The 25,855-nt window shown below is 69.7% G+C and carries 18 protein-coding genes; 12 read left to right on the top strand and 6 right to left on the bottom strand.

Annotated features, from left to right (window positions below):
• Window positions 1–56: 56 nt before the first annotated feature.
• The 6 genes from FK267_RS13040 to FK267_RS13065 form a co-directional block, all read right to left on the bottom strand.
• Window positions 57–635: a hypothetical protein gene (locus FK267_RS13040; RefSeq protein ID WP_232622432.1), complete on the bottom strand. Its 579-nt coding sequence runs from the start codon at window positions 633–635 to the stop codon at window positions 57–59.
• Between the two features lie 454 nt (window positions 636–1,089).
• A complete protein-coding gene (locus FK267_RS13045) occupies window positions 1,090–1,998 on the bottom strand; it encodes a hypothetical protein (RefSeq protein ID WP_081379373.1) in 909 nt (302 codons plus the stop codon).
• 157 nt (window positions 1,999–2,155) lie between these two features.
• Window positions 2,156–2,788 (bottom strand): hypothetical protein, encoded by a 633-nt coding sequence (locus FK267_RS13050; protein WP_075378840.1) that lies wholly within the window; start codon window positions 2,786–2,788, stop codon window positions 2,156–2,158.
• A 122-nt stretch (window positions 2,789–2,910) separates the two neighbouring features.
• The gene (locus FK267_RS13055) at window positions 2,911–3,396 is read right to left on the bottom strand and encodes an SRPBCC family protein (RefSeq protein WP_075378839.1); all 486 of its coding nucleotides are present in this window, start codon (window positions 3,394–3,396) and stop codon (window positions 2,911–2,913) included.
• 139 nt (window positions 3,397–3,535) lie between these two features.
• Window positions 3,536–4,168: an amino-acid N-acetyltransferase gene (locus FK267_RS13060; RefSeq protein ID WP_075378915.1), complete on the bottom strand. Its 633-nt coding sequence runs from the start codon at window positions 4,166–4,168 to the stop codon at window positions 3,536–3,538.
• A 126-nt stretch (window positions 4,169–4,294) separates the two neighbouring features.
• A complete protein-coding gene (locus tag FK267_RS13065) occupies window positions 4,295–5,449 on the bottom strand; it encodes a sugar-binding transcriptional regulator (protein WP_075378838.1) in 1,155 nt (384 codons plus the stop codon).
• Between the two features lie 387 nt (window positions 5,450–5,836).
• Between FK267_RS13065 and FK267_RS13070 the strand changes: the two genes are divergently transcribed.
• The 12 genes from FK267_RS13070 (at window position 5,837) to FK267_RS13125 (ending at window position 25,677) form a co-directional block, all read left to right on the top strand.
• Window positions 5,837–7,636, top strand: a complete 1,800-nt coding sequence (locus FK267_RS13070; protein WP_141407464.1) for a glycerol-3-phosphate dehydrogenase/oxidase — start codon at window positions 5,837–5,839, stop codon at window positions 7,634–7,636.
• Between the two features lie 166 nt (window positions 7,637–7,802).
• Entirely contained in the window at window positions 7,803–8,570 is a 768-nt protein-coding gene (locus tag FK267_RS13075) for an MIP/aquaporin family protein (protein WP_075378836.1), read from the top strand.
• A gap of 90 nt (window positions 8,571–8,660) precedes the next feature.
• Window positions 8,661–10,214, top strand: a complete 1,554-nt coding sequence (gene glpK / locus FK267_RS13080) for a glycerol kinase GlpK (RefSeq protein WP_075378835.1) — start codon at window positions 8,661–8,663, stop codon at window positions 10,212–10,214.
• A gap of 228 nt (window positions 10,215–10,442) precedes the next feature.
• Complete coding sequence (locus tag FK267_RS13085; protein WP_081379372.1) at window positions 10,443–12,506, top strand: heavy metal translocating P-type ATPase; 2,064 nt, start codon at window positions 10,443–10,445, stop codon at window positions 12,504–12,506.
• A 421-nt stretch (window positions 12,507–12,927) separates the two neighbouring features.
• Window positions 12,928–14,637, top strand: a complete 1,710-nt coding sequence (locus tag FK267_RS13090) for an L-lactate permease (RefSeq protein ID WP_081379371.1) — start codon at window positions 12,928–12,930, stop codon at window positions 14,635–14,637.
• A 1,051-nt stretch (window positions 14,638–15,688) separates the two neighbouring features.
• Window positions 15,689–16,522 carry an RCC1 domain-containing protein gene (locus FK267_RS13095; protein WP_075378834.1) on the top strand — a complete coding sequence of 278 codons (834 nt, stop codon included), beginning with the start codon at window positions 15,689–15,691 and terminating at the stop codon, window positions 16,520–16,522.
• Window positions 16,523–17,051: 529 nt separating this feature from the next.
• The gene (locus FK267_RS13100; RefSeq protein WP_003789184.1) at window positions 17,052–17,882 is read left to right on the top strand and encodes a (Fe-S)-binding protein; all 831 of its coding nucleotides are present in this window, start codon (window positions 17,052–17,054) and stop codon (window positions 17,880–17,882) included.
• Window positions 17,879–19,612: a LutB/LldF family L-lactate oxidation iron-sulfur protein gene (locus FK267_RS13105; RefSeq protein ID WP_075378833.1), complete on the top strand. Its 1,734-nt coding sequence runs from the start codon at window positions 17,879–17,881 to the stop codon at window positions 19,610–19,612. The genes FK267_RS13100 and FK267_RS13105 overlap by 4 nt, the downstream gene beginning before the upstream one ends.
• Window positions 19,612–20,262, top strand: coding sequence for a LutC/YkgG family protein (locus tag FK267_RS13110; protein WP_060956706.1), 651 nt, complete (start codon window positions 19,612–19,614; stop codon window positions 20,260–20,262). The genes FK267_RS13105 and FK267_RS13110 overlap by 1 nt, the downstream gene beginning before the upstream one ends.
• Before the next feature lie 273 nt (window positions 20,263–20,535).
• Window positions 20,536–21,990: a mannitol dehydrogenase family protein gene (locus FK267_RS13115; protein WP_232622607.1), complete on the top strand. Its 1,455-nt coding sequence runs from the start codon at window positions 20,536–20,538 to the stop codon at window positions 21,988–21,990.
• Between the two features lie 463 nt (window positions 21,991–22,453).
• The gene (locus FK267_RS13120; RefSeq protein ID WP_003789176.1) at window positions 22,454–23,722 is read left to right on the top strand and encodes an alpha-hydroxy acid oxidase; all 1,269 of its coding nucleotides are present in this window, start codon (window positions 22,454–22,456) and stop codon (window positions 23,720–23,722) included.
• A 347-nt stretch (window positions 23,723–24,069) separates the two neighbouring features.
• Entirely contained in the window at window positions 24,070–25,677 is a 1,608-nt protein-coding gene (locus FK267_RS13125) for a peptide MFS transporter (protein ID WP_249039349.1), read from the top strand.
• Window positions 25,678–25,855: the final 178 nt, after the last annotated feature.

Below are 25,855 nucleotides of genomic sequence, written 5' to 3' on the forward strand. Positions count from 1 at the left end.
CGGTCGTAGGGTAGGCACCCGGTTCGTACCCTTACCCTACGAAGCCGAGGCTTAACCTACGATCGCGCGGGCGTACCCGTCTCCTGGGTGTAACCGCGGGCCACTGCCCAGGTCCAGATGCGGTCCAGTTCGGCATCGCCCCGGCGCACCATCATGGACCTCGACAGACCGCGACGAGTCAGCCCCGGCAACCAGACGGCTCGCCCTTGAGGGACCCTGACGTAGGCTCGGGCGCTCAGGCTCACGCCGGCAGCGTCCCCGGCGTCCCCGGCGAGGAGGGCCAGGACGATGAGGACGAGCCCCAGGAGAATCACCAGCAGCGGGGGCGCACTGGGGCGCTTGACGAATAGGTCGCTGCGGGACCGGGGCCAGGGGATGTCGCGCCGGAAGCCGAGAACTCGCGTGTGGATGCCGCTGGAGTCGAATTCGGTCCGCATGGACATCATCATCGGAACCGGCACCAGGAGTATCAGCCCGGTGATGAGCATGGTGAGGCCGAACGTGGAATCGTCCCCGCCACCAACGATGGTCCCAAGCCCGAACGCCAGGAGCAGCAGCCCGACGGCGCCACACAGGACGAGCACGATCCAGCCGGACCCGGTTGCGGCGGTACGGCGGACCAACCTGTCGGTCACCGGCACAGCGGATGCTCGCTCGGGACGATGCACCGGCGGCGCGAACGTCCGGGCCGCGGGGACTCCCTGGAGCGCAGCGACGGGAACGGGGACCGGAGGGGCCGATGGCTGCTGGTAGTTCGGTCGGCCATCATTCGATCGACCGCCACCAACTCGGCCGTACCCGGCCGAGTCATACTGACCGGGTGCCCCCTGAGGAACGGCCCCACCGTAGGGGGCGGGGCGGCTCCCGGGCCGGCCGTAGGGAGCGGGCCAGCCGTCGGACGTGCCTGTCGGTGGTTGCGTCATGGGAACCTCTTCATCAAGGCGGTCAGCACCAGATCGTGGGCGGTGGGGTGCCATGAGCGTATTCCACACCGACCACGACCTCACCGCCGCCAAGGGCCCAGCCCCCATCGACCGAGAATGCTGGAGGAGGCTGCACGTCCTCGACGTCCACCGTGTGCGCCCCGGGTCAGGGGCGGTTCAGGCCCTGACGGCGTTCCTGCCTCGCTCGCAGTCCCTGCTGGACACCGAGCACGCCGTTGAGCTCGACGTACTCGCCCGTCTCCTGGGTGTATCCGCGCGCGACCGCCCACTCCCAGATGCGGTCCAGCTCGGCGGTGCCCTTCGCCTCCAGCGCCTGGGCACTGACTCCGGACCAGGTCAGACCGGCCAGCACGAATGCCTTGCCGGCGGGGTCGATGACGTGCGCCTCGGCGTGACGGATCTGGACCTTGCCGGCGGCGACGCCCAGGGCCGCCGGCGCACCGGGGACCTTGACGAACAGCCCCGTGCGCGACCGCGGCCAGGGAATATCGCGGCCCCTTCCGCCGGCCCCGATGTGGATGCCCGTGGCGTCGAACACCGTGCGCACCGACATGAGGAGCAGGATACCGAGCAGCAGGAACAACCCGAGGAGCAGCAGGATGACGAAGGCACTGATCGTGCCCTTGTCCCCGAGATGAATGAGGTTCCAGACTGCGCCGGCCAGGCACACCAGCCCAAAGCCGCCGCCCACGAGAAACTGAATGCGGCTGGAGGTCGTCGCCGTGGGCTTGAGGACCAGCCTGTCCTGTTCCACGGGGATGGGGCCGAGCCAAGAGGGCTGGTACTCGTGCTGCGGGGCCGAGGAGGACTGCTGCGCGCCCGCGACGCCGTAGGAAGCCGCCTGAGTCCCTGCGGGCTGTCCGGCCTGCTGACCGTACTGGGTTTGAGGTCCGGGGTGACCGTACTGCACAGCTCCGACCTGACTCGTCTGGCCGTACTGGGCTTGAGGTCCGGAGACGCCGGCTTGACCGTAGGGGTTCTGCTGGGCGGGAGCACCGTACTGGCCGGGCTGTCCGGGCTGACTGTAGGGGCCGTTGGCCGGTGGCTGGCTCATGAGCACTTTCCTCGATGGTTCTTCACATGCGCGGAGTCCTGATCGGACCCGGACAGGATACCGAGACAGTCACACGGCAGCCTCAGGCAGGACTCCCCATCCCGCCCTCGGAGACAAGGTAGACCGCAGCAATCCTCATCGTCCCCGTGCTCCTTTCTCATTCAGCGCGGAGGCACTCAGGATTCACGTACGTATCGGTCTCCCACGTGTAGCCGCGCGCGACGGCCCAGCTCCAGATCCGATCCAACTCCGCCGCGCTTCTGCGCTCCATACCGGACCTGGATAATCCCCTGCGCGACATTCCTGCAAGCCAGACAACCTGCCCCTCGGAGTCAAGGACGTGGGTCCGAGCGGCCAGACTCATGCCGGGGAACTCATCCGGGCTCAGGTTCCCATCGCTCAGGAATACCAGAATCACGATGAAGAGTCCGGCGAAGGCCATGATGAGGAGTCCCAGGACCGGGTTCTTAGCCGGCCGCTGGACGACCAGGCCGCTGCGGGAGCGGGGCCACGGGGCGTCGTGCGCGCTCCACAGCCCCCGCACATGGATCCCATCCGCATCGAACTGCGTCCTCCTTGAGACCGCCACCGCGACAGGGAGGAGGAGCAACAGCCCGAGTATCAGAGCCGTGAAAAAGGCACCGCCCCATTCCCCCACGAAGAGTCGCGCGATGTTCAGCAGATATAGCCCTGGGATACCGCAGAAAATGAACACGATCCAGCCGGAGCCGGTGAACGCGGTTCGGCGCACCAGCTTCTCCGTGACCGGCGAGATCGGCGGCTGACTCATGAATATTTTCCTCAAGGGGTTCTTCGGACTTATGGGGGCTGACGACGCTTTGTCAGCCTATCGCCCTGGCTCTGTGCCGGCTTTTGGTAGAACTCCCCATCGGCCCAGCCTGCGCTTAACGGTTATCTGTCGCCGGTGAGGCGGCGCAGCACGCGTACCCGCGGACTCCAGGACGCGGGCCGGGCCACCGAACCGGTCGCCTCCCGCTCGGCGTTGTCGAGGAGGTCCTCGACGACAGCGTCGTGCAGGGGCTCGACCACGGCCGAGAACATGAGCCGCATGGCGCCGCGGGCACGGCCGATGAGGACGTGGCGGATGCGGGTGCGCTCATCGTCCAGGGTGTCAAGGCTCAGTTCATGGGCGCCGATGATCCCTGTTCGCGGACGGAAGGTGAACCGCACTCGCCGGCCGGGCACGTACTCGCTGACGTAGTAGCGGATGACGCCATGGCCGCCGTCGGCTCCCACCGCCAGGGGTCGGTCCAGGACCATCGGCGTCCAGGACTGCGAGGGCCAGAGCCGGTCGTCCTTCTGTCCCAGCCCGTCAAGCAGGGCCCCAAGGGACTCGATAGGGGCGTTGATGACGCGTTCGTGAACGTTGCGGATCATGAGTGCTCCTCCACGGTTGTCGCCTGGCTGTCGCACAGCCGCCGGTCGTTTGTCCGACAGGATCGCACCCGACCATGAGGTCGCACAGGACTGCGGCGCGCCGCAGCGAACCACACCCGGCCCATCCAGGGCGGTCAGCTCACAGGTGCAGGAGCATGCGGGCGTTGCCCAGGGTGTTGGGCTTGACGCGGGCCAGGTCGAGGAACTCAGCCAGACCGTCGTCGTGGGAGCGCAGCATCTCGGAGAAGACGTCCGCACCCACTGGGGTACCCTCGATCGGCTCGAAACCGTGGGCACCGAAGAAGGGCTCCTCGAAGGTCATGCAGAACACCCGCTTGAGCCCCATCTCCCGGGCCTGCGCGATGAGCTCGCGCAGGATGGCTGAACCGAGCCCGGTCCCCACGGCGTCGGGATGAACGGCCAGGGTACGCACCTCGGCGATGTCGTCCCACATGACGTGCAGAGCCCCGCAGCCCACGATCCTGGGCGCGGCCGACGCCTCGCAGCCGCCTGCTCCACCGGGCCCGGCGACGCCGGGGCTCTCCTCGGCGACGATGAACTCCTGAATGTCCTCGAAGTAGGAGATGAGGTCCTTGGCGATGAGGACGCGGCGCTCGGCATAGGGTCGCACCAGCTCGGCGATGGCGCGTACGTCCGCCGGGCGAGCCGGCCGCAGGACGCGTCGGGAGCCGTCGACCCCGTAGACCTCAGCCCGGCGAGCTGCCCGGCCGGTGGGCTGGTGTTCATCTGTCCTGACAGCAGTGCTGTTCATCGTCATCCGCATTCAGTAAGACTCAGTTCTGGTCGTGGGCCCCGCGAGCCGGCGCACCACCGGCGACATCGGAGCCGTGAGCAGACCGCAGCGCGATCCGGGCCCACATCCTGCCACGTTCGCGACTCATCGAGAACCGCCTCCCTTCTGGCCGCGGGCCTCGGCGAGATCCAGGACGGCACGGGCGGTGGCGTCGTCGACAACGAGATCGGTGGCGGTCCGGGCGCGCAGCGCGGCCAGCAGGGCGCGGGCCTTGCCGGTTCCCGCGGCCACGCACAGGCGGCGCGGAATCCGGGCGAGCTGGGCGGGAGTCGGACCGGTGGCCCGGGCGTTGAGGGCGACGTCGCGCCAGGAGCCGTCGGCGCGCAGCAGGACGGTGCACACGTCCCCCACCACGTTCTGGCGGCGCAGCACGGTCTGGTCCCGGGCCGTGAGGTGGCCGCCCTCGTAGACCTGAGAGGGCAGGGCCCCGTTGAGGGCATCGAGGGCGCCGACGCCGAAGACGGCCAGGCTCGCGCGCCGCACCACCGACAGGACTCGCTTGACCGAGCGCTCCGACCACATGGCCTCGCGCGTGGCCACATGGTCGAAGAAGGCAGGCACCGGGAAGGAGATCGTGCGCGCCCCCAGCGACAAGCGCATCCGGGAGAGCACCTCGCCAGCACTGGGCCCCTCACGCACAGGATCCGAGGCACCGTTGAGCTGGACGACGGTCAGTCCCGGAACGGACCTCGAGGGCAGGGCGGCGCTGACCTCCGACATGGTGGTGCCCCAGGCGACGCCGACGACGACGCCTCCTGCGTCAGCGTCCCGACCCGCCCCGGCGGGCTCACCGGCCGCGGCGGGCTTGTCACCCTCGGGACCACCGGACTCACACGCACCGACACCTCGGCCCCGGCCCGACTCGGACAGGGCCTCGATGAGATCAACCATGTGCGCGGCAGCGACGGAGGCGACCTGCTGGAGGCGGTGGATCTCCGTGGTGCCCTCGCGCACCGGGACGATATGCGTGCGGACCCCGAAGACCTGAGCCATCCGTCCCTCCAGGGAGCCGGCACCCCCGGGCTGGACGAGGCTGACCCGCACAACACCCTCCTGCCGGGCACGCGCCAGGAGCCGGGAGACGGTCGAGCGCGACACTCCCAGGTGGTGGGCGATCACCTCCATCGTCTCGCCTTGGACGTAGTACATGGAGGCCGCCTCATAGGCGCGCAGGAGGCCGCCGGGGTCGGCAGCACTCACCGCGCTCCCGGCTGCGTCAGCCACGGTTCTGCCAGTCACGTCTTCCTCCTTACTCCACCCGGCTCCGCCCACCGATGACGGGCCGTTCCACACGGCCGGTGTCCGCCGCGGGAGGGAACGATCCTCCCGCCTGCGGCATCGGATGTCGCGGCGAGAAGAGGCGTCCGCACAGGTGCGCGGACATTCTTGTGGATACCTCGAAAGCCGCCTGCACATTCGTGCACACCCCTTGCGCATTCTTCCACAGGCGGCGGACAGTGGTGTCCGCCACCACACAAGAGCCGTGCGAGCGCGACGGAACGCGGCGGGCCCCGGCGCCGGAAGCCGGGACTCGGCCTGACCCGGTCCGGCACCCCTGGTCAACGCCGACCGGCCCCGCACAGCCCCATCAGTTTCGATCTCACGACACGTAGGAGCCCAGGAGTCATGACCTCCACCCGCAAGCCCTCGTCCAAGAAGACCTCCCGCAACTCCGGCCCGGCTGGCCCCTTCTACCCCGCCCCCATCCAGGACACCGCGCTCAACGCCGCCCAGCGCGAGCGCGCTCTGAAGGAGATGACCTCGGCCGAGGGCCTGGACGTCCTCGTCGTCGGTGGAGGCGTCACCGGCGCCGGCATCGCCCTGGACGCCGCGGCCCGCGGCCTGCGCACCGGCATCGTGGAGATGGGCGACTGGGCCTCGGGCACCTCCTCGTGGTCCTCCAAGCTCGTCCACGGTGGCCTGCGCTACCTCTACCAGCTCAACTTCGCCCTCGTGCACGAGGCCCTCACCGAGCGCGGCCGCCTGCTGAGCACCACCGCGCCGCACCTGGTCAAGGCCCAGCCCTTCCTGTGGCCGCTCAAGCACCACTACGAGCGCTCCTACTCCGCGGTCGGCGTGGGCATGTACGACGCCCTGGCCCTGGCCGGCTCCCGTGGCCGCAAGACCGTGCCGATCCAGCGCCACCTGGGCCGCAAGGGCACCTCCGCCCTGGCCCCCTCCCTGGACACCAGCGGCCTGGCCGGTGCCATCCGCTTCTTCGACGCCCGCGTCGACGACGCCCGTCTGGTCATCGACCTGGTGCGCACCGCCGTCGGCCTGGGAGCGCTGGCCGCCAACCGCACGAAGGTCACCGGCTTCCTCACCGACGAGCGCGGCCACGTCCACGGCGCCCGCGTCACCGACCTGTCCACCGGCACCGACCACGAGATCCGGGCCAAGCGCACCATCAACGCCGCCGGCGTGTGGACCGAGGACGTCCAGGACCTGGCCACCGACGTGGGCGGCCTGAAGGTCCTGGCCTCCAAGGGCATCCACATCGTGGTCCCCAAGGAGGCCATCGACGCCGAGACCGGGGTCTTCCTGCGCACCGAGAAGTCCGTCCTGTTCATCATCCCCTGGCCCGAGTACTGGGTCATCGGCACCACCGACACCCCCTGGGAACTGGACGTCTCCAAGCCCGTGGCCACCGCCGCCGACGTCGACTACATCCTCGAGCACGCCAACTCCGTGCTATCGCGGCCCATCACCCGCGAGGACATCATCGGCGTCTACGCGGGCCTGCGCCCCCTGCTCCAGCCCAAGCTCAAGCCGGGCGCGGAGGCCGCCTCCACGAAGGTCTCCCGCGAGCACACGGTCACCCGGATCGCCCCGGGGCTGACCGCCATCGCCGGCGGCAAACTGACCACCTACCGGGTCATGGCCTCCGACGCCGTCGACCACGCCCTGGGCGAGGCCCTGTCTCACGCCCACCCCTGCGCCACGCAGGAGCTGCCCCTGGTGGGCGCGGCCGGCTACCACGCCCTGGCCAAGCGGGCCGGGCAGATCGCCGGTGAGCGCGGCTGGACCCTGGAGCGGGTCACCCACCTGCTGGACCGCTACGGCGATGAGACCCCGGCCCTGCTGGAGGCCATCGACGCCGCCGGCCCCGAGGAGCGCCTGGGCGAGCCGCTGGCCGAGGCCCCCACCTACCTGCGCGCCGAGGTCGCCTGGGCCGTCACCCATGAGGGCGCCGAGTGCCTCGACGACGTCCTCCTGCGCCGGGTACGCCTGGACATGTCGCGCCGCGACCGGGGCCTGGCCGCCGCCGACGAGATCCTGGCGATCATGGCGCCGCTGCTGAACTGGTCCGAGAAGGACGTCGCCGCCCAGAAGGAGGCCTACGCCCAGCGCGTGGCCCAGATCGCCGCGGCCGAGGCCGAACTGACCGACGCCGCCGCGGTGGCGCACATCACCGAGCCGATCTAGTCTCCTGCGGGTCAAGCGGACCACCCCCGGTTCCGCTCGGCCCGCAGGCTCCCGTGGCGCCCGCCGGTTCCGGCGAAGGCGGGCACCACGACCAGCCACCACCCACACCCCGGACCTCGCAGTCACGAGTACACCCGCACACCGTCGTGCAGAAAGAGAGCCGCACATGTCTGCGACCCTGACCCAGATCTTCGCCTCGGAGGCTCTGGGGACGTTTCTTCTCATTCTTCTGGGCTGCGGCGTCGTCGCCGGTGTCGTGCTGCCCACCTCCAAGGCCAAGGACAGCGGCTGGATCGTCATCACCATGGCCTGGGGGCTGGCGGTCTTCGTGGGTGTCTACGCCGCCTACAAGACCGGCGCGCACCTCAACCCGGCCGTGACCATCGGCAAGGCGGTGGCCGGACAGAACCTCGTGGACATGAATCCCGATGTCCCCGGAACGGTGACCATTCCCGCCACACCGGTCAACATCCTCGTCTACTGCGCCGCCCAGATGGTGGGCGCCATGGCGGGCGCCGCCACCGTGTGGCTGTCCTACAAGAAGCAGTTCGACCAGGAGGCCGACGCCGCCTCCAAGCTCGCCGTGTTCGCCACCGGCCCGGCGGTACGCTCCTACGGCTGGAACGTCGTGACCGAGGCGGTGGGCACCTTCGTCCTGCTGGCCTGGATCATCGCCTCGGGCAAGACCCCCTCGGGCCTGGGCCCGCTGGCCGTGGCCATGGTCGTCGTCGTCATCGGCATGAGCCTGGGCGGCCCCACCGGCTACGCCATCAACCCGGCCCGTGACCTGGGCCCGCGCATCACCCACGCCCTCCTGCCGATCCCCGGCAAGGGAGACTCGGACTGGGCCTACTCCTGGGTCCCGATCGTCGGCCCGCTCATCGGCGCCGTCGCCGCCGGGCTCATCGTCCCCCACTTCGCCGGGCTGTTCTGAGCCCGCACGACCCTTGACCGTATCGACATCATCGCTGCCGAGCGCAGCCCTCACCACCGCCCCCTCACAACGTAGTGAAAGGACATTCCTTTGAGCCCCAACAGCACTGAGAAGAAGTACGTCCTGGCCATTGACCAGGGTACGACCTCCTCACGCGCCATCCTGTTCAACCACGACGGCGGGATCGTCGCCGTCGACCAGAAGGAGCACGAGCAGATCTTCCCGCGCGCCGGCTGGGTCGAGCACGACGCGAACGAGATCTGGGACAACATCCGCTCCGTCGTCGGAGGGGTGCTGGTCAAGGCGCAGATCAACCGCCACGAGATCGCCTCGGTGGGCATCACCAACCAGCGCGAGAGCGCCGTCGTGTGGGACAAGAACACCGGCGAGCCCGTCTACAACGTCATCGTCTGGCAGGACACCCGCACCCAGAAGATCTGCGACCGCCTGGCCGGCGAGGACGGCCCGGACAAGTACAAGGACCGCGTGGGCCTGGGCCTGGCCACCTACTTCGCCGGCCCCAAGGTGGCCTGGATCCTGGAGAACGTGGCGGGCGCCCGCGAGCGCGCCGAGGCCGGCGACCTCCTCATGGGCACCATGGACACCTGGACGCTGTGGAACCTCACCGGCGGGGTCAACGGCGGTGTTCACGCCACCGACGTCACCAACGCCTCGCGCACGATGCTCATGAACATCGACACCCTGGACTGGAACCCGGAGATCTGCGCGGACATGGGCATCCCCGTCTCCATGCTCCCCGAGATCCGCCCCTCCTCGGGCGTCTTCGGCTACGGCCGCAAGAACGGCCTGCTGGTGGACACCCCCATCAGCGGCATCCTCGGCGACCAGCAGGCGGCCACCTTCGGGCAGGCCTGCTTCGAGAAGGGCCAGGCCAAGAACACCTACGGCACCGGCTGCTTCATGCTCATGAACACGGGCACCACCCCGGTGCGCAGTGAGAACGGGCTGCTGACCACCGTGTGCTACCAGATCGGGGACGAGCCGGCCGTCTACGCCCTGGAGGGCTCGATCGCCGTGGCCGGCTCGCTGGTGCAGTGGCTGCGCGACAACCTGGGCATCATCGCCGACTCCAAGGACATCGAGGCCCTGGCCTCCAGCGTCGAGGACAACGGCGGGGCCTACTTCGTGCCGGCCTTCTCCGGGCTATTCGCCCCGCACTGGCGCCCTGATGCCCGCGGTGCCCTGGTGGGTCTGACCCGCTACGTCAACAAGGCGCACATCGCCCGGGCCGTGGAGGAGTCCACCGCCTACCAGACCCGCGAGGTCCTCGAGGCCATGAACCGGGACGCTGCGGCCTCCGGGTCCACGGGAGCCGCCCTCACCGAGCTCAAGGTCGACGGCGGCATGACCCGTGACGAGCTGCTCATGCAGTTCCAGGCCGACCAGGTGGGCGTGCCCGTGGTGCGCCCGAAGGTCGCCGAGACCACGGCGCTGGGTGCCGCCTACGCCTCCGGTATCGCGGTGGGCTTCTGGTCGGGCACCCAGGACGTCATCGACAACTGGGCCGAGGACAAGCGCTGGGAGCCGACCATGGAGGAGGCCGAGCGCGAGCGGCTCTTCCGCAACTGGAACAAGGCCGTCCAGCGCACCCTGGACTGGGTCGACGAGGACGTCGTCGAGTAGGGCCGATGTCCGACAGTACTCAGGCGGCGCTCGCCGGCACCGCCTGAGCGCCCAGTCCCCCGGACGCCGCTGACGGGCCCACCTCCCCACGGGCCCGTCGGCGGCGTCCTTATGCGCCACTAGTCCTCTCATACACTGTCGAGTCCGATGAATGGTCGGTAGATTCCTGGGTGGCGCTCCCCGGCCCGCCCGGGGAGTACTTCCCGTCCCCCTGCGAGGAGTCCCTGAATGACGGCTCACCCACCCACTGCCCACGTGTCCCCACCCGCCTCCGCCCCGTCGGCCTCGACGCCGGCGCTGCCCGTCGATGACTCCGACGAGCTCTCCGGTGCCGGCGGCACCCCCTCGGGCGCCCGCACGGGCGAGCGGATCCTCGAGCGGATCGAGTGGGCCGACGTCGTGCGCATCGCGGTGGTGGGCGTGGCGGCACTGGGTGCCTGGATCGCGGGCACGACCGGCACACCCGGCTGGGCCGTGGGCGCCGCCGGGGCGGTGGTGCTGGCGGTGGGCTGCTGGCCGCTCCTGGTCGAGGCGGCCGGTGACCTGCGCGAGCGGCGCATGAGTATGGAGATGTCGATGCTCTTGGCCATCGTGGCGGCCGCCGCCATTGGCGAGTGGGTGACCGCCCTGGCCGTGACGGTCTTCGCGCTGTGCGCCGAGGTCCTGGAGGAGCTGTCGATGGATCGGGGGCGCGACGCCCTGACCGATCTCATGTCCTTCCTGCCGCAGACCGCGCGGGTGGTGGGGGCCCCGGAGACGACTGAGTCCGCCGAGTCGGCCGAGGCCTCGCAGTCCTCCGGGGTCACTGAGGTCCCCCTGGACGAGGTCCGCCCGGGGCAGGTCATCGCCCTGAGCCCCGGGGGCCGGGTGCCGGTCGACGGCGTCGTGCGCACCGGTAGGGCCGACGTCGACCAGTCCCGGATCACCGGGGAGGCGCTGCCCGTGCAGGTCGGGCCGGGTGACCGGGTGCCGGCCGGCTCCATCACCCGCGGCGCCCTGGAGCTCGAGGTGGAGCGGGTCGGCGAGGAGTCCTCCTACGGGCGGATCGTGGCCGCGGTGCGCCACGCCCAGTCCTCGCGCGCGCCAGTCCAGCGCCTGGCCGACCGGCTGGCGGCCCGCATCGTCTACCTGGCCCTGGCTGCCGCCCTGGTCACCTTCCTGGTGACCAGGGACGTGCGCGCCACGATCTCGGTCATCATCGTGGCCGGGGCCTGCGGGGTGGCCGCGGGCACTCCCCTGGCGGTTCTGGCGGCCATCGCCCGCGCCGCCCGTTGCGGGGCCTTCGTCAAGGACGGCACCCACCTGGAACAGCTCTCCGCGGTGGACACGGTGGTGGTGGACAAGACCGGGACCCTCACCGTCGGCGAGCCCCGGGTCGTGAGCGTCCGCCCCACCGAGGCCGCCACCGGCGAGGGCGAGGTGCTGGCCCTGGCGGCCGCGGCCGAGTGGAACTCCGAGCACCCCATCGGCCGGGCCATCTACGCAGAAGCCGCCGTGCGCGACCTGACGGTGCCGATGCCCGGCGACGTCGCCTACTCCCCCGGAGCCGGCGTGAGCGCCCACGTCGAAGGGCGTCGGATCACCGTGGGACGCTGCCGGGGGCAAGGGCACCAACCGGAGCGGGACACCTCCGACTGCGACGACGAGGCCGCCCTGAGCGCCGAGTCCGACCCGGAGGCGCCGTCGGCCACCTCGGTGGTGGAGGTGCGGGCCGACGGACAGCTCCTGGGCACCATCGCCCTGGCCGACCGTCTGCGCCAGGGGGCGGCCACCGCCGTGCGGGACTTGGGTGACATGGGCCTGGAGATCCTCATGCTCACCGGCGACTCGGCCGCCTCCGCGCGCCACGTGGCCGGCCTGCTCGGCCTGACCGAGGAGCAGGTGCGCGCCGACCTGCTGCCCACCGACAAGGAGGAGGTCATCGACTCGCTGCGCCGGGCGGGCAAGCGGGTGGCCATGGTGGGCGACGGCGTCAACGACGCCCCCGCCCTGGGCGCCGCCGATGTCGGCGTCGCCATGGGCACCGGCACGGACGTGGCCCGCGAGGCCGGGGACGTGGTGCTCGTGGGCTCCGCCCCGGCCGACCTGGTCGAGACCGTGCGGGTGGCCCGCCGGGCCCGGCGCATCATCATGGTGAACTTCGTGGGCACGGTGGTGGTCGACGTCGTCGGCATGCTCGCCGCCGGGCTGGGGCTGCTGGGGCCGGTGGCCGCGGCCCTCGTGCACGTCGTCTCCGAGTCGGCCTTCATCCTCAACTCGGCCCGACTGGTGCCCCGCCGCCGCAGGCGCTGAGCCGGCCGGCCACCGACACAGGCCGCAGCACCGGCGCCGGCCGATCCTCGCCTCGGGCCGGCCTACTCCACGAGGGTCGGGATCCACTGGCCAAGGGTTGTGCGTACTGCACGAAGGCCCCACCTACCCGCAGTACACCCAACCCTCCTCCAGTAGCACCCCACCCTCGTGCATTGCGTCCGGACGACGCCGGCAGCCACCAGAGTGACCGGGTCGGCCCGCCTCGGACACTGCGCGCCACACCCCACTTTTACCCGGAAGGACGGGAGAAGACGGCGCGCGGCCCCCTCATATGGTGCACAACTCACCATCTCCATGGCATGATCGTTGGGCCTTAGTACCCAGGACGCAGCAGCGCGGCTGCCAGCCCAGCCCCGCTGACGACCTGGACGACCCCATCAGTACTCACAGTGGAGTAACCATGACGCCAGCCGTCCTGTCAGCCCTGCCGATGCATTCGGCACCGCTCGCCCCAGCCTTGGCGGGGCTGCCCGCCACCTTCACGCCGTCGACCACCGCCGTGGGCGGCAACGTCTACCTCACCGCCGCGGTGGGTCTGCTGCCGCTGGTGGTGTTCTTCGTCCTCATGGGCGTGTTCAAGGTGGCCACCCACTGGTGCGCCATCATCTCCCTGGTGATCGCGGCCGTCACCGCGGTCGCCCTGTTCCACATGCCGGTGGGTATGACGGTCATGAGCGCCACCCAGGGCATGGCGCTGGGATTCGTCCCGATCATCTACATCATCATCGCGGCCGTGTGGCTCTACAACCTCACTGACGTCTCGGGTCGTTCCAAGGACCTGAAGGCCGTGTTCAACGTGATCGGCAAGGGCGATATGCGCGCCCAGGCCCTCATCGTGGCCTTCTCCTTCTGCGGCCTGCTCGAGGGTCTGGCCGGCTTCGGCGCCCCGGTGGCCATCGCCGCCGCCATGGTGGCGACCCTGGGCCTGCCCAAGCTCAAGGCGGCCGTCGTCGTCATGGTCGGTAACGCCATCAACGTGGGCTTCGGCGCCATGGCCATTCCCACCACGACCGCCGGCAAGCTCGGCGGCGAGGACCCGGTGACGGTCGCCACCGCCATGGGGCACCTGACCTGGGTGTTCTGCGCCTTCATCCCGCTCCTGCTGCTGTTCATCCTCGACGGCGCGCGCGGCGTCAAGCAGCTGTGGCCGCTGGCGATCGTGGCGGGCCTGGCCACCGGGGTGGGCCACTTCTTCACCCCCTCGATCTCCTACGAGCTCACCGCCGTGCTGGCCTCCCTGCTGGGACTGGCCGCCTCCTACATCTTCCTGCTGGTGTGGACCCCGAAGACCCCCGACGAGTACCGCTCTCAGGTGGCCGCCGACGACGCCCCCGACCGCGAGCGCGTCATCCTGGCCCTGCTGCCCTACATCCTGGTGGTGGTCATCATCGCCACGACCAAGCTGTGGACGCTGGGCGTCAACCTCGACAAGGTCTTCAAGGCCACCGACCTGCCCATGAAGTGGCCCGGCGTGTACGGCCAGCTCCTCAACGCCAAGGGTGAGGCCTCCAAGAGCGCCATCTACAACCTTCAGACCCTGTCCAACCCGGGCACCTGGATCTTCCTGACCGCCATCATCGTCACCTTCATCTACGCGGCGCGCTCGGTGCCGGGCAAGTTCGAAATGAGTGTGGGCAAGGGCTTCGCGACGCTGGCCAAGACCTGCTACACGCTGCGCATGGCGATCCTGACGATCGCCGCCGTCATGGCCCTGGCCTACGTCATGAACTTCTCCGGCCAGACCTCCGCGATCGGTGCGGCCCTGGCCGCCACGGGCGCCGCCTACGCCTTCCTCTCCCCGGCTCTGGGCTGGGTGGGAACCGCCGTGGCCGGCTCGGCGACGAGCGCGGGCGCCCTGTTCGCCAACCTGCAGGCCACCGCCGCCCAGGGGGCCGGGCTCGACCCGAAGATCCTGCTGGCCGCCAACACCATCGGTGGCGGTCTGGGCAAGATCGTCTCCCCGCAGAACCTGGCCATCGCCTCGACCGCGGTCGACGCCCCCGGTACGGACGCCGAGATCCTCAAGAAGGCGGCGCCCTACTCCATCGGGCTGCTGCTGGTGCTGGGCGCTCTCGTGTTCCTGGCCTCCCAGGTGGGGCTGGGCGTCTGAGGCCGCCGGAGCCTGACTCTCACTACTGCGCACTGCGCCCCCGGATCCTCCGCGATTCCGGGGGCGCAGTGCGTGTGCTCAGCCTCCGGCGTCGGTGGCAGTAACAGCCACAGACAGCTCGAGGCCGGGACCTGATCCCTCGCCTGAGCCTGGCACGGTCCACGGGCGTCGCGGGCAGTTCTCCGTGAGGCACCGGGCCTCCTCCGCGGGCGTTTCTGATGAGTCTCGTCGTCATGTGGACAGGGAGGAGCGGCGCCGACCATAATGGCAGGGAGCCACCCGGGTACTAGCCGGGCGACTCCCCTAGCAAGCAGTCAGCCTCAGCTGAACCACTTGCTCAGGGCATCCACCAGGACACCAACGGCCCGGATCAGGCGAGCGATAGAGGTCAAAACGTCGCTCACCTTCCGGGCCGTTACCTTGCCCCGGCGGACTTTCGCGTTCCGGCCTTTCGGCTTGGACACGGCCCTCACCTCCTTCCCAGCTCCTCTCCTCCCCGGCCAGGACACTGCACGTGTTCCGGAGGAAGGAGCCGAAGAGAGGCGCCCCAATCATGCCAGCCAGCACTGACATCCTGAGCTCGGCCCTCACGCAGTTGCGGGCCGAGCAGCTGCACATTCCCTCTGGGGCTTGTGCATCTCACGCAGTCGCCGACGGCACCGTCGCAGGTTCCCTGGGTCTCACAGGCCTCGCAGGATCCGACTCGGCAACAAGCGCGGGGCTCTGTTCGCCAACCTGCAGGCCACCGCCGCCCAGGGGGCCGGGCGTCTGAGGCCGCTCGAGCCTGACTCCTACAGACGGCGCCCCCGGGTCCTTCGCGATTCCGGGGGCGCCGTGCGTGTACTGACGCCTCCGACGTCGGATCGGGGACGTACTTCCCAGCCGAGGACTGCGTTCTCCCACCGGCGACTGCGCCCCGGCACTCGCATTCTGGAGGCAAGCGCAGTCCTCGCCGCAAAGGTACGTTCTCGCAGCAAAAGTACGTTCTCGACGGCGTCGGTGGCGAAAGCGGGGCGGTTCTGCTGGGATGGGAACGAAGGAGGACTTCGTGATGACTCATGCTCCTTTGGCTGCTGGACGCAGGCACACCGTCCGATGTCTCCCCGACGGACGGGTGGTCGCCGTCGGAGCGGACGGTGCCGGAGAGTGCCGGGTCTCGCAGTGGCGAGGCGTCATCTCCGTCGCGGCGGGCAGTGTCCATCTGGCCGCCAACACCGGCCGGTCTCACACGCTGGGCCTGTGCGACGACGGAACGGTGCTGGCCTGCGGTTGGAACGCGCAGGGGCAGTGCGACGTCCGGGACTGGCGGGACGTCGTCGCCGTCGCCGCAGGATGGAGATTCAGCGCAGGACTGTGCATCGACGGGACGCTGGTGACCACCGGCCGCGACGTCGAGGGGCAACGGCAGGTTGACCACTGGCGCGAGATCACCGGTATCAGCTGCGGCGACTGGCACACGGTGGCCGTTCGCTCTGACGGGAGCGTCTGCGCGACTGGCAACAACACCGCCGGCCAGTGCGAGGTGCATGACTGGCGTCGAATCCGCGCGGTATCCGCGGGCTACCTCCACACCCTGGGGCTGCACGACAACGGCACTGTTCGCGCTGCCGGGCGCCCGGAGTTCTGGTCGGGGATCGAGAGCTGGACCGATATCACCGCCGTGGCGACGGGCAGCCACCACAGCGTTGGCCTCAGAGCCGATGGGACCGTCGTCGCAGTGGGTAGGTCACAGGCCGATCAGTGCGAGGTGAGCCAGTGGCGCGACATCGTGGCCATTGCGGCGGGCGCGGCCCACACCGTGGGCCTACGCGCCGACGGCGGCGTCGTGGCCACTGGCTCCAACAGTCACGGCCAACTCGAGGTCGGGGCCTGCCCCGCCGGCTGAGCCCGGCGCCGCCACCGCACTGACACACGTGAGGCTGAAGGGCTATGCCCGAGCCCCGACGTCGGATCGGGGACGTACTTCCCAGCCGAGGACTGCGTTCTCCCACCGGCGACTGCGCCCCGGCACTCGCATTCTGGAGGCAAGCGCAGTCCTCGCCGCGAAAGTACGTCCTCGCAGCACAAGTGCGTTCTCGACGGCGTCGGCCGCGCTCCCGCCGATGCCTCCTCGAAGCCCATCGCAGATAAGGGCAGCAATGCATGACGCAATCCACCTCTAGGACTTACCTCCCACACGCCGCAGACACCCCCTGTTCAACCCACCCTCACCCCTCACAGAACCGCACCACCTCAACGGAAAACCTGTCTCAGAGAGTGGAACCAACCGACCGGGAGTCCGTCGTTGTCAGATGAGTACCACCACCGGGCCGTAGCCTGAGATACAGCCGAGGCCGCATCACATCCAGCTTCGAAGCAGGTGAGTCCGGGCGGTCCTCGTGACAGTCTCAGTTACGACGTCGTGGAGGCATATCGTGCGAATCGCCCTTTTCGCCACCTGTCTTGCGGACACCATGTTCCCGCAGGCAGCGCAGGCAACCGTCACCATCCTGGAGCGCCTCGGCCACCAGGTCTGCTTCCCCGAGGGACAGGTCTGCTGCGGCCAGATGCACGCCAACACCGGCTACTTCAAGCAGGCCGCCAAGATCACCCGCAACCACGTGGAGACCTTCTCCCCCGTGCTCGACGGCGAGTGGGACGCCATCGTCATCCCCTCGGGCTCGTGCACCGGCGCGGCCCGTCACGAGCAGGGCCTCGTGGCCGAGCACGTGGGCGACACGGCCCTGGCCAAGCGGGTCGAGCAGATCGCCGCACACACCTACGACCTGACCGAGCTGCTCATCGATGTCCTGGGCACCGAGGACGTGGGCGCCTACTTCCCGCACACGGTCACCTACCACCCCACCTGCCACTCGCTACGCGTCGCCAAGGTCGCCGACCGCCCCTACCGCCTCCTCAAGGCCGTCGAGGCCCTCACCCTCATCGACCTGCCCGACGCCGAGGTCTGCTGCGGGTTCGGAGGCACCTTCTCCATGAAGAACTCCGAGACCTCCACCGCGATGCTCGCCGACAAGATGAGCAACGTGATGTCCACGCGCGCCGAGGTCCTGTGCGCCGGCGACTACTCCTGCCTCATGCACATCGGCGGCGGCCTGTCCCGTGTCAACTCCGGGGTGCGCATCATGCACCTGGCCGAGATCCTGGCCTCCACCAAGGACGCTCCCTTCGAGGGCAACATCTCCTTCGCCCCCAAGCACGTCCAGCACACCGGTAACTCTCAGCACACACAGGCGGTGGCACGATGACACAGGTATTTCTCGGTATGCCCCACACGGGCGGGTGGCGCACCGATGTCGAGCAGCCCGAGGACACGCTGCGCTGGGGACCCACCTTCCCCGAGGGCGCGCACAAGACGCTGGCCAACACCCAGATGCGCCGCAACCTGGGCCACGCCACACGCACCATCCGCTCCAAGCGCGCCGACCGCGTGTCCGAGATGCCCGACTGGGAGGACCTGCGCAACGCCGCGGAGGCCGTCAAGTTCGAGGTGGCCTCGCGCCTGCCCGAGCTGCTGGAGCAGTTCGAGGCCAACGTGACCGCCCGCGGCGGCATCGTCCACTGGGCACGTGACGCCGCCGAGGCCAACCGGATCATCACCGACATCATCGCCTCCAAGGGCGTCGACGACATCGTCAAGGTCAAGTCGATGGCCACCCAGGAGACGAACCTCAACGAGTACCTGGCCGACCGGGGCATCACCGCCCACGAGACGGACCTGGCCGAGATGATCGTCCAGCTGGCCGACGACATGCCCTCGCACATCGTGGTGCCCGCGATCCACCGCAACCGCTCCGAGGTGCGCGGCATCTTCCTGGACCGCATGGAGGACGCCCCCGCGGACCTCTCCGACGACCCCAAGGAGCTCACGGCCGCGGCCCGCTCGCACCTGCGCAACAAGTTCCTGCACGCCTCGGTGGCCGTCTCCGGCACGAACATGGGTGTGGCCGAGACCGGCACGGTCTCGATCTACGAGTCCGAGGGCAACGGGCGCATGTGCCTGACCCTGCCGGACACGCTCATCACCCTCATGGGCATCGAGAAGCTCGTGCCCCGCTTCCAGGACGTGGAGATCTTCTCCCAGCTCCTGCCACGCTCGGCCACCGGTGAGCGCATGAACCCCTACACCTCCATGTGGACCGGTGTCACCGAGGGCGACGGCCCCAAGGAGTTCCACCTGGTGCTCATGGACAACGGGCGCACCAAGACCCTGGCCGACCCGGTGGGCCGCCAGGCCCTGGCCTGCATCCGCTGCGGGTCGTGCATGAACATCTGCCCCGTCTACCAGCACACCGGCGGGCACGCCTACGGCTCGGTCTACCCCGGCCCGATCGGCTCGATCATCACACCCCAGCTCACTCAGGGGCTGGCCGACGACGACCCGGTCCACACCCTGCCCTTCGCCTCCTCCCTGTGCGGGGCCTGCGGCGAGGTGTGCCCGGTCAAGATCGACATCCCCACGATCCTCATCCACCTGCGGGCCCGCTCCGTGGACGTCAAGCGCCGCGCGGTGCCGGACGTGTGGGACGTGGCCATGAACGTCTCGGCCCCGGTGATGTCGAAGAGCTCGCTGTGGGCGGCCGCCTCGCAGACGGTCAAGGCCTCGGCGCTGCTGGGCGGCAAGGAGGGCAAGATCGGCGCCCTGCCCTTCCCGGCCTCCCTGTGGACCGGGGCGCGCGACCTGCCGGTGGCCCCCTCGGAGACCTTCCGCCAGTGGTGGAAGCGCACTCACCCCGAGGGTGAGACCCCGCTGAGCCAGGTCGCCGATGCCCAGAGCGGCCGCGGTCACGCGGACGGCTTCCCGGCCGACCCGCCCCCGTCTCCTGGCACGCCGGTGTCCGGCAGCGCGAGCGCCGACGGCGAGCCCACCCCGGCCGCGCTGGACGCACGCTCGGCCATCAACAACCCTGAGCCGATCGCCCCGGAGGCATCCGCCTCCCAGGCCCCGGCCGGCTCGACCAGCGAGGAGGAGCTGTGATGGATGCGAAGTCCGCGATCCTGGCCCGCGCCCGCGACGCGATCTCGCGGTCCCAGACCCGACCGGTGGGGCCGATCCCGCGCAACTACATCCGCTCCGGGGAGAATCCCCCCGGCTCCAAGCCCGTGGTTGATGAGATGATCGAGAAGCTCGAGGACTACTCGGCCGAGGTCATCGTCGCCCCCAAGGACGCAGCGATCCTGGATGCCATCGACGAGCTGCTCGGTGAGGCGCGCTCCGTCGTCGTCCCCGCCGGGCTGCCCGAGGACTACAAGAAGGCGGCGGCCCGCAACGGCCGCACCGTGGTGGAGGACTCCCGCGAGGAGGCCATCGCCACCCTCGACCTCAATGAGATCGACGCCGTGCTGACCTGCTCGCGTGTGGGCATCTCGATCTCGGGGACGATCGTCCTCGACGGCGAGCCGGACCAGGGCCGCCGGGCCATCTCGCTGGTTCCGGACAAGCACGTCGTGGTTCTGGAGCGCGAGACGATCATGCCGACGGTGCCGCAGGCCGTGGACGTCCTGGGAGAGCACCCCACGCGCCCGATGACGTGGATCGCCGGCGGCTCGGCCACCAGCGACATCGAGCTGGTGCGTGTCAACGGCGTGCACGGCCCGCGCAACCTGCGCGTCGTCATCGCCCACTGAGGTTCATCAAGACCGCCCTCACTCCGCGTCGCCCGATTGCTCACTGCTCGGGCGGCGCGGAGTCTTGTCGTCTCTTCCCTGCTCCCGCAAGAGTTTCACGGGGATCAGGGCGAGGGGCGGAGCGTTCCGCTGAGGCCTCCCGGAGTGGACGCCCACCGGATTTCCAAGGAGGCCGGGTTGACTGAAGGCCACTGGTGGCAGCGCGGAAAGGACCTCTTCTTGACCATCTCACTGACTGAGTCGCCCCTGGCCCCCGACTACGACCGCTCCGCCATGACCACCGGGATCGTCCACATCGGTGTGGGCGGCTTCCACCGCGCCCACGAGGCCGCCTACCTCGACAGGCTCATGCGCCGGCGCGCCGGGGCCGGCGGCGGAGCAGCCGCCGCAGCGGGCGGATCCTGCCTGGAGTGGGGGATCTGCGGCGTCGGCCTGTTGCCCGGGGACACCCGGATGCGTGACGTGCTGACGACTCAGGACCACCTCTACACCCTGCTGCTCAAGCATCCCGGTGGGCTGCGCGATCCAGCGGTCATCGGCTCGATCCACGACTACCTCTTCGCCCCCGACGACCCCGAGGTCGTCCTGGCCCTCCTGAGCGCGCCGACCACCCGGATCGTCTCGCTGACGGTCACCGAGGGCGGCTACAACGTTGACGATGCCACCGCCGCGTTCCGCACTGAGGCGCCCGGAGCCGTCCACGACGCCGAGCACCCGGGCGAGCCGACGACCGCCTTCGGTTACATCGTTGAGGCGCTGAGGCGGCGTCGGGAGGCGGGAATCGCTCCGCTGACGGTCATGAGCTGCGACAACCTGCCCGGTAACGGAAAGGTGGCCCGCACGGCAGTGGTCTCCCAGGCCGCGATGAGCGACCCTGAGCTGGCGGACTGGATCGACGGGAACGTCGCCTTCCCCAGCTGCATGGTGGACCGCATCACCCCGCGCACCACGCGGGCCGACGTCGCCGAGCTGCAACGGGCACTCGGTGTCGAGGACGCCTGGCCGGTGGTCAGCGAGCCCTTCACCCAGTGGGTGATCGAGGACGACTTCCCCGCCGGGCGGCCCCCGTGGGAGGAGGTCGGGGTGCAGATGGTCGACGACGTCGTCCCCTACGAACTCATGAAGCTGCGTCTGCTCAACGCCTCCCACCAGGGGCTGGCCCACTGGGGGCGCCTGCTGGGAATCGAGTATGCGCACGAGGCCGCAGCCGATGCGGACATCGCCGCCTGGGTGAGGGCCTATCTTGAGCGCGAGGCGCGGGCCACTCTGCGCTCGGTGCCGGGGATCAACCTGGACGACTACATCAGCACGCTCTTCAAACGCTTCACCAACGAGGCGATCGCAGACACTCTCTCCCGCCTGGCGCAGGACGCCTCCAGCCGGATGCCGAAGTTCGTCCTGGGCACGGTGCGCGACAACCTCACCGCCGGCGGGCCGATCCGTCTGGGGACCGCGATGGTGGCGGCCTGGGCGCTGGGCGATGAGGGCGTCGACGAGAACGGCAAGACGATCGCCATCGACGACCCGCTGGCCGACGAGCTGCTGCTCCTGGCCGCCGCACAGAAGTCCGGCCACGAGACGGCCTTCATCTCCCACGAGGGCGTCTTCGGGGACCTGGCGACCAACGAGCGCTTCCGACGCACCTTTGTCGAGGAGCTCGAGGCCCTGCGGCGCCAGGGGGCGCGGGCGCGTCTGCGCGCCCTGGCCGGCCGCACCCGGGCGGCCTAGCCCGGGCTGTCGGCCCTGTCGTCGTCCTGCGCTGTCGTTCCCCGCCGTCGTCCTGCGGTCGGGGACATCCTGCGCGCCCGGGGACGTGCCGCTCCCGGCGGGGACATCGCGCGCGTACGGGGACATTTTCTTCCAGCCGGGGACGTCCTGCGCGTTCGGGGACGGGATTGCTGTCCCCGACGGCGTCGAATGCCCCTGGCCGGAACAAGACGCACCCGGCCGCGTGGATTGTCCCCGCCATCGAGCAGACGCCACCGCACCGGAGAGACTGGCGCCTCGCAGAAATTGCGAATCTCTCCCTCCCGTTAGACGGATTGCTTAGGCTTACCTTGCTTCGGTGACTTTTGTCCCATAGCATGAGGTGGTTCGTGGACCTCAGTGCCGGCCACGGGGGCCGGTCGCCTCCCACGAGCACTCCGCGCCGCGCGGAGCGTCCAGAATCCGACTCACCGATGAGGTTCCTATGGTCAAGCGCCAGCTGCCCAACCCGAGCGAGATCTTCGAGCTGCTCCACTTCAAGACGCCCGAGCTCAACCCCAGGCGTCGCCGCCTCGACGCCGCACTGACCACCTGGGACCTGCGCAAGATCGCCAAGCGCCGCACTCCGGCCGCGGCCTTCGACTACACCGACGGCGCCGCCGAGGGTGAGGTCTCCCTGCGCCGCGCCCGCCAGGCCTTCCGCGACATCGAGTTCCACCCCGACATCCTGCGCCCGGCCATCGACGTCGACACCTCCTGCGAAATCCTGGGCGGGCGCTCTTCCATGCCCTTCGGTATCGCGCCCACCGGCTTCACCCGCCTCATGCAGACCGAGGGCGAGGTCGCCGGGGCCGGGGCCGCCGGCGCCGCCGGGATCCCCTTCACCCTGTCCACGCTGGGCACCACCTCCATCGAGGACGTCAAGGCCGCCAACCCCCACGGGCGCAACTGGTTCCAGCTCTACGTCATGCGCCAGCGCGAGATCTCCTACGGGCTGGTCGAGCGCGCCGCGGCCGCCGGCTTCGACACCCTCATGTTCACCGTGGACACCCCCGTGGCCGGGGCCCGCCTGCGCGACAAGCGCAACGGCTTCTCCATCCCGCCCCAGATCACCGCCGGCACCGTCCTCAACGCGATCCCCCGCCCGTGGTGGTGGTTCGACTTCCTGACCACGCCCAAGCTGGAGTTCGCCTCCCTGAAGTCCACCGGCGGCACCGTGGGCGAGCTGCTCGACAACGCCATGGACCCCACCATCAGCGACGAGGACCTCAAGGTCATCCGCTCGATGTGGCCGGGCAAGATCGTCATCAAGGGTGTCCAGACGGTGGAGGACTCCAAGCGCCTCATCGACCTGGGCGTCGACGGCGTCCTGCTGTCCAACCACGGTGGGCGCCAGCTCGACCGCGCCCCCGTCCCCTTCCGCCTCCTGCCCGAGGTGGTCCGCGAGGTCGGCAAGGACGCCACGATCATGGTGGACACCGGCATCATGAACGGCGCCGACGTCGTGGCCGCCGTCGCCCTGGGCGCCAAGTTCGGGCTCGTGGGCCGCGCCTACCTCTACGGACTCATGGCCGGCGGGCGCGAGGGCGTGGACCGCATGATCGAGATCCTCTCCGACGAGGTCATCCGCACCATGAAGCTCCTGGGAGTCTCCAGCCTGGACGAGCTCGAGCCGCGCCACGTCACCCAGCTGACCCGCCTGACCCCGGTGCGCCCGAACGTCAAGGCCGCAGCCGACGCCCTGGCCCGCTGAGGGCCCCGGCCCGCGCAGTCCTACCGACCTGCCCCTCCGCGCGTCGTCGGAGGAGTCCCCGTCATCCGCCCAGTGCGGCGGTACCCGGCGGCCCCGGAGAAGAGACCCCCTGCGGTCCTCTCCGGGGCCGCCGTCGTCTGGCCAAGAACCGGAAGCATGCCGGAAACAGGCCGGGCGCTATGGTCTGGGCACCATCACTTCTGACCTCGGCGACAGGTCTGTGCCCCTCACGTCAGACGGAGCACCCGGCGCCCTGGATCACCCCTGCGGCCGGCCCCGAGTGGCCACCGCCCCGAGGAAGGGACAGCGCCATGGCACAGACCGAGTCCGATTCGACGTCAGGCCCGATGTCAGACTCGACATCCGGCCCAACGTCAGCCGCCACGACGGCGGTCAACGAGCGCGAGGACAGGTTGGCCGGGCCCGGCCGCCTCATCTCCAGCCGGTGGCGGCCCCGCAGCCTGCGCACGACGCCGTCGAGGCAGGACCGGGGGCTGTTCGGCCACCCCCGCGGACTGCCCTGGATGCTCAACGTGGAGATGTGGGAACGCTTCTCCTACTACGGGATGCGCGCCATCCTGCTGTACTTCATCACCGACACGGTCGCCCGCGGCGGCCTGGGCCTGAGCGAGACCAGCGGACAGGTCGTCATCGCGCTCTACGGCATGGCCGTCTACTTCCTGGCCATCCCCGGCGGTATCTTCGCCGACCGCATCATCGGGCCATGGCTGTCCACCCTCTACGGCGGCGTCGTCATCATGGCCGGGCACATCTGCCTGACCATCCCCAGCACCGTAACCTCCTGGACGGGGATCGTGCTGGTCGCTGTCGGAACCGGCTTCATCAAACCGAACCTGACGACCATCGTCGGCGGCCTCTACGACGACGATGACATCCGGCGCGACGCCGGATTCCAGCTGTTCTACATGTCCATCAACGTCGGCGCCTTCGCCTCTCCCCTGCTGACCGGCTGGCTGCGCGAGCACTACGGCTACCACGCCGGCTTCTCCTCGGCCGCCGTCGGGATGGCCTTCGCCCTGGGCGCCTTCATCTACGGCCGCCACAAACTCTCCGCCTTCGCCTTCACCGTCCCCAACCCCATCCGACCGGAAGAGCGCCGGCGGCTGCTGCTGGGAACCCTCGGCGTCCTGGTCGCCGTCGGCGCTGTCGTGGCCGCTCTGAAGGCGATCACCGGAAACCTGGTGACCACCGTCGCCACGGCGGGCCTGCTCGTGCCGGTCGGTGCGGCCGTGGCCTACTTCGTGGTCATGTTCCGTTCCCCGAAGGTCTCCGCCCCTGAGCGCACGCACCTGCGCGCCTACATCCCCCTGTGGATCGGCGCGGTCCTGTTCTTCATGATTACCGAGCAGGCGGCCGGCAAGATGGCCACCTTCGCCGACTCCAACACGGATCTGCGGCTGCCCCTGTTCGGCTGGTCGATCACCGCGGAGGCCTATCAGTCGGTCAACCCCGCGGCGATCGTGATCCTGGCCCCGCTGATCGGCATGCTCTTCACCCGGAGGGCGGGCCGGTTCCCCTCCACCATCATGAAGTTCGTCATCGCGGTGGTCATCGTGGGGCTCTCGGCGCTCATGCTGGGCTACGGCTTCCAGATCTGGCCGGGTGGGCAGGACCTGTCCCCCTGGTGGTTCCTGGCACTGGTCTACGTCATCCAGACCGTCGCCGAGCTCTTCCTGACCCCGGTCGGCCTGGCCACGACGACCGCCCTGGCCCCCAAGAGCTTCGCCTCCCAGGCGATGGGGCTGTGGTGGCTCAGCGTCGCCACCGGGCAGGGCGTGGCCGGCTTCGTCATCGCCCAGACCGAGAACGCCTCCGACGCCACCTACTACTACGGCCTGGGCGCGGCCACGCTGCTCATGGCCCTGGTGCTGTTCGCCGTCGCCCCGTGGACGCAGCGGCAGATGGCCGACGTCGAGGTCGCCGTGCAGGACTAGGAGCGCCTGGACGAGCCGCACCTGGAGCGCCACGAGTTCGTAGGTTAGCCCTCGGAGTCGTAGGTTCAACGCACGATGCCGCGGACTAACCTACGACCGCGAGGCGCGGCTGCCGCCGATGGGTCCCAGAGGGGGCAATGAGCGTCCCCGACTCGCCGACCTCATGGGCCGCTTCGCT

The sequence above is a fragment of the Actinomyces oris genome, assembly GCF_006546825.1.
In the GTDB taxonomy this organism is placed as follows: Bacteria; Actinomycetota; Actinomycetes; order Actinomycetales; family Actinomycetaceae; genus Actinomyces; species Actinomyces oris.